The sequence below is a fragment of the Mycoplasmopsis maculosa genome, from assembly GCF_900660665.1.
In the GTDB taxonomy this organism is placed as follows: Bacteria; Bacillota_I; Bacilli_A; order Mycoplasmatales; family Metamycoplasmataceae; genus Mycoplasmopsis; species Mycoplasmopsis maculosa.
The window spans coordinates 864151-878349 of record NZ_LR215037.1; the positions used below are offsets into that span (position 1 = coordinate 864151).

Annotated in this window: 8 protein-coding genes, 8 tRNA genes and 1 rRNA gene; 15 read left to right on the plus strand and 2 right to left on the minus strand. The window is 28.7% G+C overall.

The window, feature by feature from the left end:
* The first annotated feature begins 217 nt into the window (after positions 1-217).
* From EXC47_RS03580 to EXC47_RS03650, 15 genes are all read left to right on the plus strand, one after another.
* Positions 218-1813 (plus strand): ligand-binding sensor domain-containing protein, encoded by a 1596-nt coding sequence (locus EXC47_RS03580; RefSeq protein ID WP_129647201.1) that lies wholly within the window; start codon positions 218-220, stop codon positions 1811-1813.
* Positions 1813-2949, plus strand: coding sequence for a tRNA uracil 4-sulfurtransferase ThiI (thiI, locus tag EXC47_RS03585; protein ID WP_129647203.1), 1137 nt, complete (start codon positions 1813-1815; stop codon positions 2947-2949). Before EXC47_RS03580 ends, thiI begins: the two co-directional genes overlap by 1 nt.
* 378 nt (positions 2950-3327) lie before the next feature.
* Positions 3328-6209, plus strand: a 23S ribosomal RNA gene (locus tag EXC47_RS03590).
* A gap of 166 nt (positions 6210-6375) precedes the next feature.
* The gene (locus EXC47_RS03595) at positions 6376-6747 is read left to right on the plus strand and encodes a hypothetical protein (protein ID WP_129647205.1); all 372 of its coding nucleotides are present in this window, start codon (positions 6376-6378) and stop codon (positions 6745-6747) included.
* Positions 6748-6753: 6 nt separating this feature from the next.
* Complete coding sequence (locus EXC47_RS03600) at positions 6754-7452, plus strand: hypothetical protein (RefSeq protein ID WP_129647207.1); 699 nt, start codon at positions 6754-6756, stop codon at positions 7450-7452.
* Positions 7453-7635: 183 nt separating this feature from the next.
* Positions 7636-7712, plus strand: a tRNA-Pro gene (locus EXC47_RS03605).
* Between the two features lies 1 nt (position 7713).
* Positions 7714-7790 (plus strand) — tRNA-Ala (locus EXC47_RS03610).
* Positions 7791-7796: 6 nt separating this feature from the next.
* Positions 7797-7873 (plus strand) — tRNA-Met (locus EXC47_RS03615).
* A 28-nt stretch (positions 7874-7901) separates the two neighbouring features.
* Positions 7902-7977, plus strand: a tRNA-Ile gene (locus EXC47_RS03620).
* Position 7978: 1 nt separating this feature from the next.
* A tRNA-Ser gene (locus tag EXC47_RS03625) sits at positions 7979-8071 on the plus strand.
* 33 nt (positions 8072-8104) lie between these two features.
* Positions 8105-8180 (plus strand) — tRNA-Met (locus EXC47_RS03630).
* A gap of 4 nt (positions 8181-8184) precedes the next feature.
* Positions 8185-8261 (plus strand) — tRNA-Asp (locus tag EXC47_RS03635).
* A 3-nt stretch (positions 8262-8264) separates the two neighbouring features.
* Positions 8265-8340, plus strand: a tRNA-Phe gene (locus tag EXC47_RS03640).
* 163 nt (positions 8341-8503) lie between these two features.
* Entirely contained in the window at positions 8504-11179 is a 2676-nt protein-coding gene (gene ileS, locus EXC47_RS03645; protein WP_129647209.1) for an isoleucine--tRNA ligase, read from the plus strand.
* Between the two features lie 10 nt (positions 11180-11189).
* Positions 11190-11834, plus strand: a complete 645-nt coding sequence (locus EXC47_RS03650) for a signal peptidase II (RefSeq protein WP_129647211.1) — start codon at positions 11190-11192, stop codon at positions 11832-11834.
* 87 nt (positions 11835-11921) lie between these two features.
* Here the strand turns inward: EXC47_RS03650 and EXC47_RS03655 are convergent, their stop codons facing one another.
* Both EXC47_RS03655 and lepA read right to left on the minus strand, forming a co-directional pair.
* A complete protein-coding gene (locus EXC47_RS03655) occupies positions 11922-12320 on the minus strand; it encodes a hypothetical protein (RefSeq protein ID WP_129647213.1) in 399 nt (132 codons plus the stop codon).
* A 3-nt stretch (positions 12321-12323) separates the two neighbouring features.
* A complete protein-coding gene (lepA, locus tag EXC47_RS03660) occupies positions 12324-14129 on the minus strand; it encodes a translation elongation factor 4 (protein WP_129647215.1) in 1806 nt (601 codons plus the stop codon).
* Positions 14130-14199: the final 70 nt, after the last annotated feature.

A 14199-nucleotide genomic window follows, 5' to 3' on the forward strand; every position in this document is an offset into this window, starting at 1 on the left:
AAACTGCGTTGCTGTACTTTTTCAACCACTAAAAATAGGTGTGGTGAACCACTGCTTGTATTTTTGATTACCCGATAGTAATATTTGAAAATAATATATAAAAATGGTAACCAAATTATATTGGTTACCATGTAAAGATGTAAATTACAATTTAGCACCAATTGCTATTGGTTTTTTTATTTTTTAAAAAACTAATAAAATATATAATATTTTAAATATGAATTTAGTTGATAACCAAAAAATAGTATTGTATATAATTTCTTCATTTTTAATTGTTGCAGCTATTTTTTTAGTTTCTTTTTCAACTTATTTTTTAGTAAAAAAACTTATATTTTCTAAATATGAAAAAGATATAGAATTAATAATTAACAAAATAAAGAAATTTAATATAGATAAGAAATCAACTTTGATTAGATTTAATACTTTGAGTAACTTCAAACAAGAAAAATATTTAGCTATAACAAATAAATTAAAAATAATTGATAATGATATAAAAAATATAAATAAAAATGTTTCCCCTCAATATCAACAATTATTATCTTCAATAAAAAATAAAAACTTAAAAGAATCGATAATTTTGTATAGAAGTATTAAAAAGTATAATAAAGATTTATTAGCAAAAATAAATGAGTTTATTCTATTAAGTAAAGAAACTAATAATTATTGAAATATTATTGATTATTATATGATAGAAAATGACAAAATAATTAAACAATTACAATCATATTTAAATATTAACAAAAATAAATTAGTTAATTCATATGACTATTTAAAAACTGAATTAGATAATATTGCAATCTCTAATTATGAATTAGAAGACAAAAAAATAAAAGATAATATAGAAATAGTTACTTTGGAGTCAGAAAATTATCAAAAAAGAATTTTATCTTTAGCAAAAAAAATTGATGCTGTTGTAAATCTAGAATGGTCATTATATTTTGATATACCTAAAAAAATAGAAAAATTTTCAAAACTTGAAGAAGAGATTAGAACAAAATTAAAAAAAGAATTAAACAATATACAATTTAATTTTTTAAAAAGACCTTTTCAAGAAAGTATTGAAAAAACAAGAAAGTTATATTCTAAATATTATTTTTATTTTTTAGTTTTTTCTTTAAAAGAAAAATTTAATTTTTATATAAACAGCAATATAAAAACAATTAATTTTGAGATAAATAATATTATCAATGAGTTAAATAATTTAACAATATTGTTTTTAGAAAATGAAAAGTATGAAAGTTTAAACAATGAGTTTTTTTCTTTGATTTCTCAATTTAATATAGAAAATAAAAATATCTTAGATTTAGAAAAACTAAGTTATTCAGATTATGAGTTTTTTATAGAAAAAATTTTAAATATAATTTATGAAATGAATAATTTGATAAGCGAATTTAATAATAATAATTCAATAATTTCTTATAATAAATATTATTTAAAAAATTTAGATTTTTGATATAACAAAATACTAGAAAATAAAGACATTCTTGAATCAACATCTGAGAATGAAGAAAGAGTTTTAAAATTAGTGTCTTCGTATAGTTCAATTATAAATTTACCTGATGAAGAATTACTTAATTATTCTAAAATAAAAGAATTTCAAAAAGATATTTTTTTCATGTATAAGGAATTATTTACAAAATTAATTTATAAAGATATGACAAAAAAATTAATAAATTATATATCTAAAAGAAATAAAAAAGATACTAATGAAATAGATGACATAATAATAATAACTTCTAAAACGCTTTTAGAAAAAAGATATAAAGATGCATTTGAAATAATCAGTAATTATTTAATAAGAAAGAGGTTGTAATGTATTCAAAAATTTTAATAAGATATGGGGAATTAACTTTAAAAGGCAAAAATAGAGATTCTTTTATAAATTTACTAGCAAAAAATATTAAGAGAATAACTGGAGAAAAACCTATTGTTGAATTTGATAGAATGTATTTAACATATTCTGAAGAAAATTTAGAAAATTTAAAATATGTTTTTGGAATTATTTCATATTCCCCTATCATTGAATGTGAAAATGATATAGAAATTATTAAGCAAAAATCATTATTATTAATAAATAATGAAAATAAAACTTTTAAGGTTTCTGCGAGAAGAAACAATAAATCTTTTAATAATACTTCTAATGAAATAAATAATATTATTGGATCTCACGTATTACAAAATTCAAATTTAAAAGTTGATGTTCATAATCCAGATTTAACAATTTTTGTTGAAGTAAGAGGCAAATCTACTTATATTTTTGATAAAGTAATTCAAGCTCTTGGTGGATTACCAGTAGGTATAAGTGGTAGAGTTTTACATTTAATGTCTGGCGGTATCGATAGTCCTGTTGCTGCTTTTGAGTTAATGAAAAGAGGAATGCATGTTAGTTATCTTTCATTTGTTTCTCCACCACAAACTGATATTAAAACAATAGAAAAAATGAAAAATATTGTTTCTATATTAAATAAATATCAAGGTAATTCAATATTTTATATTGCAAATTATTCAAAATTAATGAATTATATAACTTTTGTATCCAATGAATCATATAAAATTAATTTAATGCGTAGAAGTTTTTATAGAATAGCATCTAGAAAGGCAAAAGAATTAAATATTCTCGCTTTGAGTAATGGTGAAAATTTAGGTCAAGTTGCTAGTCAAACTTTAGAAAGTTTAAGTACAATAGCAAATGCTAGTGATTTATTAATTTTTAGACCATTGCTTACAAATGACAAAATTGAAACAATAGAAATTGCAAAAAAAATTGGTACTTACGAACCATCAATAATAAAAGCAAACGAAACTTGCGAACTTTTTGCTCCAAAGCAACCAGTCACAAAACCAACTTTAGAAAAATCTTTGGAATATGAAAAAGAATTAGCACAAATACCTAATTTTGAAGACGAAATTTTAAATTCATTAATAGAAGAACATCATTTTAATAATTAAAATAAAATTTTAAAAGATTTTATTTTTTTTTTTTTTATTTCTTTTTATCAATAAATATATTATTATATATACATGCTTATAGTTATTCGTAAGCATAAAAATTACTTTAAATATAAATATCAAAAAATTATTTAAAAAAAATATAAAATTTATTTGTTAAAAATTTATTTAATGTATAATGATTAAGTAACTCTTATTGAATAAGGGTTAAGATGTTCTTTGAAAACTGAATAGTAAATTTTTTGATATTTACAACGACATCTAAATAAATTAATTTGGTTAATTTGTTTTGATTCATCGAGTAATCATTTAAATATGATTCATTGAAATGTCTTAAAATACACATCTGTAACAATCAATAGGAAAATACAAATATACTTTTAAATAAGTAAGAGTTTGTGGTGGATGCCTTGGGTCTGAAAGTCGATGAAGGACGTGATTACCTGCGATAAGCCTCGTGGAGCTGGAAATGCGCATTGAAACGGGGATTTCCGAATGGGGAAACCTAACTAGAGTAATGTCTAGTTGCTTATTTCTGAATACATAGGAAATAACGTGAGACACCATGTGAACTGAAACATCTTAGTAGCATGAGGAAAAGAAAATAAATAATGATTTCTTCAGTAGCGGCGAGCGAACGAGAAAGAGCCCAAACCACATTTAGTGGGGTTGTAGGACAGTCTACATAGAGTTACAAAATTTAATGATAGCAGAAGCTTTTGGGAAAAAGCGGCACAGAAGGTGATACCCCTGTACGCGAAATCATTAAATCTCTTGACTGTATCCTGAGTAGGGCGGGGCACGTGAAACCCTGTCTGAATCTGCCGGGACCACCCGGTAAGGCTAAATACTAATCAGACACCGATAGTGAACTAGTACCGTGAGGGAAAGGTGAAAAGAACCCCGAGAGGGGAGTGAAATAGATTCTGAAACCACTTACTTACAATTAGTCAGAGGCCATTAATGGCTGATGGCGTACATCTTGCAGTATGGACCGGCGAGTTACTTTAACATGCGAGGTTAAGCGGAAAAAAGCGGAGCCGTAGAGAAATCGAGTCTTAATAGGGCGAATTAGTATGTTGAAGTACACCCGAAACCATGTGACCTATTCATGAGCAGGCTGAAGCTTGGTTAACCCCAAGTGGAGGGCCGAACCGTAGTACGCTGAAAAGTGCCCGGATGACTTGTGAATAGCGGAGAAATTCCAATCGAACTTGGAGATAGCTGGTTCTCCTCGAAATAGCTTTAGGGCTAGCGTGTGATGTTAAGTTTTGGTGGTAGAGCACTGAATATGTGATGGCCTCGCCTAGAGGTACTGAATATAATCAAACTCCGAATACCATTATGTATTATCATGCAGTCGGAACCGGGGTGCTAACGTCCCGGCTCGCGAGGGCAACAACCCAGATCGTCGGCTAAGGTCCCAAAATAGTGTTAAGTCAGAAAGGTTGTGAGATTTCATAAACAACTAGGAAGTTGGCTCAGAAGCAGCCATCTTTTAAAGAGTGCGTAATAGCTCACTAGTCAAGAGGTCTTGCGCCAATAATTTAACGGGAGTTAAACACTATACCGAAGCCACGGGTACGAAAGTACGTTAGAGGAGCGTTCTTAGGGCAACGAAGTCAGACCGTGAGGACTGGTGGAGCGCTAAGAAGTGAGAATGCCGGTATGAGTAACGATTCGTAGTGAGAATCTACGACGCCTATTGGGGAAGGTTTCCTGGGCAAGGTTCGTCCACCCAGGGTTAGTCAGGGCCTAAGGCGAGGCTGAAAAGCGTAGTCGATGGACAACAGGTTAATATTCCTGTACTTTCTATAAATGTGATGGAGTGACGGAGAAGGATAGTCTTACCTATTATTGGATTTAGGGGTAAACTTCTACTGGTGATTGTAGGCAAATCCGCAATCTATAACTGGGAGGGGTGATGCATAGGCGTAAGCTGAATTAGATGATTTCATGCTTCCAAGAAAAGCTTCTAAACTTTAAATTTATGGAAACCTGTACCGAGAACGGACACACGTCCCCAAGATGAGTATTCTAAGGCGAGCGAGAAAACTAGTGTTAAGGAACTCTGCAAAATGACCCCGTAAGTTCGCAAGAAGGGGCACCCATAGCAATATGGGTCACAGTAAATTATGAGGGGCAACTGTTTATCAAAAACACAGCTCTCTGCTAAACCGCAAGGTGATGTATAGGGGGTGAAGCCTGCCCAGTGCCCGAAGGTTAAGTGGATGCGTTAGCTTATGCGAAGCGTTGAAATGAAGCCCGGGTGAACGGCGGCCGTAACTATAACGGTCCTAAGGTAGCGAAATTCCTTGTCGGCTAAATACTGACCTGCACGAAAGGCGCAATGATCTCTCAACTGTCTCAACACTAGACTCGGTGAAATTATGGTCCCAGTGAAAACGCTGGGTACCCGCATCAAGACGAAAAGACCCCATGGAGCTTTACTACATCTTCGTATTGAAATTTGGCCTAACATGTGTAGGATAGGTGGGAGACTATGAGACTAGGACGCCAGTTCTAGAGGAGTCATCCTTGAAATACCACCCTTGTTATGTTGAGTTTCTAACCTGCCATCATAATCAGGTGGGGGGACAGTGCGTGGAGGGTAGTTTGACTGGGGCGGTCGCCTCCTAAAGAGTAACGGAGGCGTTCAAAGGTACACTCAATACGGTCAGAAACCGTATGCAGAGCGCAAAGGTAGAAGTGTGCTTGACTGTGAGACTTACAAGTCGAGCAGGTGCGAAAGCAGGACTTAGTGATCCGGCTGTACATTGTGGAATGGCAGTCGCTCAACGGATAAAAGTTACCCTGGGGATAACAGGCTTATCTTGCCCAAGAGATCACATCGACGGCAAGGTTTGGCACCTCGATGTCGGCTCATCGCATCCTGGAGCTGGAGTCGGTTCCAAGGGTTTGGCTGTTCGCCAATTAAAGCGGTACGCGAGCTGGGTTCAAAACGTCGTGAGACAGTTTGGTCCCTATCTGATGTGGGCGTTGGAATATTGATGAGAGCCGCTCTTAGTACGAGAGGACCGGAGTGGACGTACCGCTGGTGTTCCAGTTGTTCCGCCAGGAGCATAGCTGGGTAGCTAAGTACGGAAAGGATAACCGCTGAAAGCATCTAAGTGGGAAGCCTCCTCAGAGATAAGTATTCCCTTGAAATTCCTTATAGACTATGAGGTTGATAGGCTGGATGTGTAAGCACAGTAATGTGTTGAGCTGACCAGTACTAATAAATTGATAGGTTTAAAAGTATTGATGTGTCATTATAAGACATTTCAATGAAACATAGGTATATCATTACTATTCAGTTTTCAGAGAACACGCCCAAGTGGGCTTTTTTTATTTTTTTAAATTATTTAAGTTTTTGATAAAATAAAATTGCAATAATTATTTATAAAAAGTATAGAAAGAAAAAAAATGAAGTTTGCAACTATTTCACAAGTGCTACCAGCTATTGTTTCATTAGCGACACTTAATGTAAATTTATCATTAAATGAAAATAAGTATTTAAAAATTAAAAAAGTAATTCTAAATGTATCAAAAATTAAATTACCAGAATGAGTTGTTGTATATGAATCAAATTTGATTTGTAGATATAGTAATCGTGGTGTTGGTGGTAAAAATTTAGTTTTTAGAAATATAACAACAAATGAAGAAAAAACTATTGATAAAATATTTAAATATTCTAATGATCAATTGGCTATATGAAGTTTAATAAAAGTTTATTTTAAAAGCCAAGACTGATTTATTAAAACTTTTCCAAATAAATTAAAAAAAAGGATAATTTAGGATAATATGATATTTTCTATTGAAATTTGAACGTTTATAATTTGAGCACTAAACTTAATAATCAACCCACTTATTTTTATTTCGCTTATCTATCTTATTTTAGGTTTTAATAATTTTATAAAAATACTTGATTTAATAATTTTTCCTTATAGAATTAAAAATAATTTACAATCTTCAAGTAAAAAGATTAATTATTCTTTTAAAAAAATTATTAAATTTTCTTGATTGTGATTTACTTTTTTATCAATTCTATCATTAACTTCATCAATAATATATTTAGTTTTTGGTTTAAAAAAAATGTATGGTAATGTGTCTGAATTAACTCTCCAATTTTTTCTAATAATTAGTTCATTTGGTATTTTATTAGTAATAACTTATCTTATATTGCAAATTAATTTACACAATAATTATTTAAAATTTGTAAAGAATTATGATTTCAAATATAATGAACTTAATTATAAAAATGATGAAAAAATAAACAAAGAAAAACTGCCATTATTTATAAAAATTAATTTAGAAAATTCATTAAAATTAAAAAGATTAATTTGATTTATACCTTTTATTCCATTATTTTTTAGCTTATTTAAGAAAAATAATGAATTTAAAATATCATTTAAGCATGCGTTATTATTTATTGATTTTGACTTAATTAAATCTGAATCAATAAACAATGATATATGAAAATCTTATATATCAAAATTCTAAAAATATGTTTTTTAAATATTTTATAAAAAAACGTTATATTTTAAATTTTAAAAATAAATAAATTTTTAAATAATAATATTCTAAAAAAAGCATCTATAAATTTTTTAGATACTTTTTTTATTTTTTTTTAAATAAAATATTTTTTTATTGTATAATAAATATGCTTTTATGTAAGCAAAACCAGGAGAAGTAGCTCAGCTTGGCAGAGCGCTACGTTTGGGACGTAGTGGTCGCAGGTTCAAATCCTGTCTTCTTCACCACGGGGGATTAGCTCATTTGGCTAGAGCACTTGCCTTGCACGCAAGGGGTGGTGGGTTCGAATCCCATATCCTCCACCATTTTATGGCGTTGTAGCTCAGTTGGTTAGAGCATTCGGTTCATACCCGAAAGGTCAAGAGTTCGACTCTCTTCGACGCTACCAATTTTATATGGAATACATTCTAACTGAAGGACCTATAGCTCAACGGTTAGAGCAACCGGCTCATAACCGGTTGGCTACTGGTTCGAATCCAGTTAGGTCCACCACGGGTGATTACCCAAGTCTGGCTGAAGGGACTAGTCTTGAAAACTAGCAGGGGCTTCACGGCCCGCGGGGGTTCGAATCCCTCATCACCCGCCATTTGTTCGAAAGAACACCTAAAAAACTTCACATCGCGGAGTGGAGAAGTTGGCATCTCACAAGGCTCATAACCTTGGGATCACTGGTTCGAGTCCAGTCTCCGCCACCAATATGGTCCAGTGGTAAAGTGGTTTAATACGTCTCCCTGTCACGGAGAAGATCGCGGGTTCAATTCCCGTCTGGACCGCCATAAGGCCCCATAGCTCAGCTGGTAGAGCAACGGATTGAAGCTCCGTGTGTCGCTGGTTCGATCCCGGCTGGGGCCACCATATATAGACTTCGATTACGAAGTTTTTTTATTTTTTTGTTTTATTTCTTTTGAATTTTTATTATTGAATTTAAAAGAAATAAAACAAAAATAAAATGCATTAATTTTTAATAATATTTAATAAAATATTATTATATAAATTTAACTTTATAAAAGGAGAGTATATGAATGCTGATGAATTAAAGAAAACGTTAAATATGCCTAAGACTGATTTTGAAATGAGAGCTAATTTAACTGTAAAGGAACCACTTTTTAGAGAAGAATGATTAAAAATAAACCTTTATAAAAAAGTATTAGAAAAGAATAAAAATAATGAAGCTTTTATATTACATGACGGCCCACCATATGCAAATGGTAGTATTCACATAGGACATGCTTTAAACAAAATATTAAAAGATATAATTATTCGTTATAAATCATTAAGAGGTTTTTATACTCCTTATGTCCCAGGTTGAGATACTCATGGATTACCGATTGAACATAAAATGTTAACTGAAATGAAAACTAATCATAAGAATATTAGTGCAGTTGAGTTAAGAAAAAAAGCTCATGAATATGCTTTAAGTCAAGTTGATCATCAAAAGAAACAATTTGAACAATTGCAAATGCTAACAGATTTTGAAAAGATTTATTTAACTTTAGATCCTAAATTTGAAGCAGATCAATTAAGATTATTCAAAAAAATGATTATGTCGGGTTTAGTTTATAAAGGCTTAAAACCAGTTTATTGATCACCTTCAAGTCAAACAGCATTAGCAGAAGCTGAAGTTGAGTATAAAGACGTTATAAGTCCTTCAATATACGTAGCCTTTAATATTGTTGATAATTTAATTAATAAAAGCATTAAATTAAATGATAAATTAGTAATATGAACTACAACACCTTGAACATTGTTAGCTAATTCAGGTATAGCGATTGGAGAGCAATTTGAATATGCACGTATCGAAAAAGATAATGTAGGTTATATTGTTGCAAAAGATCTAGTTGAAAAAATAATTAGTGAATTTAAATGAAATATTAATGAAATTAAAATAACAAATACTTTCAAAGCTAATGAACTTGTTGGAATTAAATATTTAGGTGTTCTTAATAACCTTGAGTGTCCAGTTGTTATTGGGCATCACGTAACACTAGAATCAGGTTCTGGATTAGTTCATATCGCTCCTTTATTTGGAGAAGATGACTTTTTAATTGGAAATAAAAATAGCCTTGAAATGATAATGCATGTTAAAGATGATGGTGTTATTAATGAATATGGTAAAACTTATGAAGGACAATTTTATGAAAAAGCAAATGATTTAATTTTTGTAGAATTAGAAGATAAAAAAGCTTTATTATCTAAAAGTTCAATTAAGCACTCATATCCACATGATTGAAGAACTCATAAACCAATTTTATTTAGAGGAACTCCACAATGATTTGTTTCTATAGACAAAATTAAACCTAATTTATTAAATGAACTTGATAAAATAAAAACTTATCCAGAATGAGCTAAAAAACGTTTGATAAATATGATAGCTGATAGAAATGATTGAACAATAAGTCGTCAAAGAACTTGAGGTGTTCCAATTATTGTTTTTTATGACAAAGATAATAAACCAGTTATAAAAGAGGACATATTTGATCATGTTATATCTTTAGTTGAAGAAAAAGGGACTGATATTTGATGAGAATTATCGGCTGATGAATTATTACCTGAAGAATATAAAAACTTAGGGTATACTAAAGAAATGTATATTATGGATGTTTGATTTGATTCAGGATCAACATCAATAGCTGTAGATATTATGGAAAATGCTTCTGTTCCTTATGATTTATATTTAGAAGGAAGTGACCAATATCGTGGTTGATTTAATTCTTCATTAATAAATAGCGTAGCATATACAAATAAAGCACCTTATAAACAAATTGTAAGTCATGGTTTTGTTCTTGATGCTAAAGGTGAAAAAATGTCTAAATCAAAAGGGAATGTTATTGACCCATTAAAAATAATTTCTAAATCAGGTTCTGACATTTTACGTTTATGAGTAGCTAATAGTGAGTATACAAATGATGTTACTATTGGTGATGAAATAATGAATCAAAATACAGAAGTTTATAGAAAAATAAGAAATACATTGAAATTCTTACTTGGAAATATTTCAGATTTTACTTATGATCCTTTATTAAAAAGATCAGGTGTACACTTATATATTAAGGAAAAGTTAGAAGAATTTAAATCACAAGTTTTACAAGCTTATGATGAATATAAATTTATTAATGTTGTTAAGTTAATAAATAATTATGTAGTTGATCTTTCTAGTTTTTACTTAAATATTTCTAAAGATATTTTGTATGTTGAAGCAAAAAAATCTATAAATAGACTAATGGTTCAAACTAATATATATGAAATAACCGATTTCTTAATAAAAGCTATAGCACCAATTTTACCTACAACAGCAGAAGATGCATACAAGCACTTTAATAAAGAAAATAAAAAAGAAAGCATTCATCTTGAATCACTTGAAGAAATAATTCAATTTGATTCTCAAATAATAGAGCAATGAAATGAATTTTTTGATTTAAGAGATAAAGTTAATATTCTTTTAGAAAATGCAATTAAAGAAGGAAAAATAAAAAGAACAAATGAAGCTAAATTAACATTATCAATAAATAGCGATTTTCTAAAAGAACTTGACTTAAAACAATTATTAATGGTTGGATTAATTGAATTTTCTAATGAAAATATAGTTTCTACTTTTGAATCAGTAAAATGTTTAAGATGCTGAAATCACTATATTCCAAATCAAATAAAAGATGATGTTTGTCAAATGTGTTATAAAGTTATAAATAATAAATAGTTGGTTTTATATGATAATAAAAATTAAAAATTATTTTGCAAATAAAAAGAAACACATTAAAGAAAATTGAAAGAAAATATTATTTAATTATTTAACATTTATTTCTACTTTTATAATTTTACTTATTGTTGATCAAGTAACAAAGCATACAATTTCTTCAATAGTTCCAGAAAACACTAAATATGATTATACTTTTATAGGTTTTTCATACACTCTACATAGAGGAATTACAATAATAAAAAATATTAATTCAGTTGGTTGAGTATTTCTTCATATATTAAGTATTGTTTTATTAATATTCTTATTTTTAACGCCTTTATTTATAAATAAGACTATCCCATTATTAGCTTTTGCAACAATAGCAGCAGGAGATTTAGGAAATTTTATTGATAGAATGATAGATTATCCAAACAATGGTGTAATAGATATTATTTATAGTCCATTTTTTGAAAAATGAGTAGGCAGAGATTTAGGTATTTTTAATTTTGCAGATACATATATTATTTCAGGTGGATTATTAATGCTTATTTATGTAATTTTTACCCAATTTTTATCAACCTCAAAAGAAGAAAAAGAAGAAGAATTAATACAATATGACTTAGTTATAGATCCTATTGTTTTAGAAACAATTAACAAAAATAATAAAAATAAATAATCTTAATACAAAAAAATCTTGCTTATGAAATATAAAGCAAGATTTTTTATATTAAAAAATAAAGTAACTTTTCTGTTACTTTATTAACTATTGATTTTCGTTATTTTCGTATCTATAATCAATGTAAGCTTTTATTACTTCTTTGTGATTTGTAGGATAAAGATTTTTTAAAAAAAATAAATAAAATTTCTTTTTTGTAGAAAATAACTGATTTAAAAGATAATTTGAGCATTTATTAGCAAATATTTTTGGAAAAAATAATAAACTAATTATTATATAACCAATAAATAATAATGTTGTTATTAAACCTAAAATACTAGGAACTATATTTTTAGTATTTTTATTTACTACATGAATAATTATATAAGATATTAAAGTAGAAAACAATAAAGCAAAGACAATTGCATAAGAAGTAAAAGTAGTTATAACAAGCGCTTTAAACCATTTTTTTTCTTTTTCTAAATTTATTTCACTATTTTTAATCATAATCTAGTTTTTCTTTCCGTTATCAATATTTGTTTTTAAAATAGATAAAAAAGCTTCTTGCGGCACTTCTACTGTACCTAACATTTTCATTTTCTTTTTACCAGCTTTTTGTTTATCTAATAATTTTTTATATCTAGATAAATCTGAAGCATGTAATTTTGCAGTAACATCTTTTCTATAAGCTTTTATAGTTTCTCTAGCTATTACTTTTCCGCCTATTGTTGCCTGAACAGGAACTTCAAAATTTTGTCTTGGAATAGCTTCTTTTAATCTTTTTGTCAAATCTCTAGCTTTTTCATATGCAGAATCTCTATGAGTAATAATTGAAAAAGCATCTATTTTATCGCCATTTAATAATATATCAACTTTTACTAAATCAGTTTCTTTATACCCTATTAATTCATATTCAAATGAAGCATAACCTTTAGATAAACTTTTTAATCTATCAAAAAAGTCAAAAACAATTTCACCTAGGGGCATTTCGTAAATCAATCTGCTTCTCTTATCATCAATATAATCTAAAGAAATATAGATACCTCTTTTATTTTGACATAAATCCATTATATTTCCAATATATTCATTTGGTAACATAATTGAGGCAGAAATGTAAGGTTCTTCAATTCTATCAATGTAATTCCTATCAGGTAATAGTGCTGGATTGCTTATATTTTCAACTGAACCGTTGGTTTTATATACGTGATATTCAACGCTAGGGCTTGTTGCAATAATTCCAACCTTATATTCTCTATTAAGTCTTTCTTGTAAAATTTCCATATGTAACATACCTAAGAAACCAACTCTAAAACCAAAACCTAAAGCTTTTGAAGTTTCTTGTTCTCAAGTTATTGAACTATCACTAAGACTAATTTTTTCTAAACTTTCTTTTAATTCCATATAATCTCTAGTATCAATTGGATAAAAACCAGTATATACTACAGGTTGTTTTTTCTTATAACCGGGTAATGCAATTTCAGCAGGTCTCTCAACAAGAGTTATTGTATCACCTACACTAACTTCTTTAGCATCTCTAATAGTAGCAGCTACATAACCAACTTCCCCAGCTTCTAATTTATCTTTTTTACTTTCTTTTGGATTACGAACACCTAATTCTATTACATGGTATTCTTTATTATTTGACATAAATTTAAATTTATCACCAACTTTTAAAACACCATCAAACACTCTTATAAGCATTATAACACCACGATATTCATCAAAATAAGAATCAAAAATTAAAGCTTTAAGTGGTTTTGAATCATCAGCGTTTAGAGGGGCAGGTATATATTCTTCAATAGCTTTTAAAACTGCTTCACAATTTAAACCAGTTTTTGCACTTATACATACAGCATTTTCAGTAGGTAACCCTATAACTGTTTCAATTTCATGTTTTGTTGCTTCAATATCAGCGCTAGGTAAATCAATTTTATTAATAATAGGAATTATAGTAAGATTATTTTCGAGAGCTAAATAAACATTAGCTAAAGTTTGTGCTTCTATTCCTTGAGTTGCGTCAACTAATAATAACGCACCTTCAGTAGCAGCAAGTGATCTTGAAACTTCATATGTAAAGTCAACATGTCCCGGTGTATCTATTAAGTGAAAAATATAATCTTTATATTTAATTTGTACAGCGTTTAACTTAATTGTAATTCCTCTTTCTCTTTCAAGATCCATTTGATCTAAAAATTGATCATCCATATCATGAGCACTTACAGTATTTGTTAATTCAAGTATTCTATCTGCTAAAGTGCTTTTTCCATGATCAATATGAGCGATTATTGAAAAATTTCTAATTTTATTTTTATCCATTCAAGCCACCTTTAATTATTTTTTATATTTAATATATTAAATATACCAAAAAATAAGAATATGAATATAT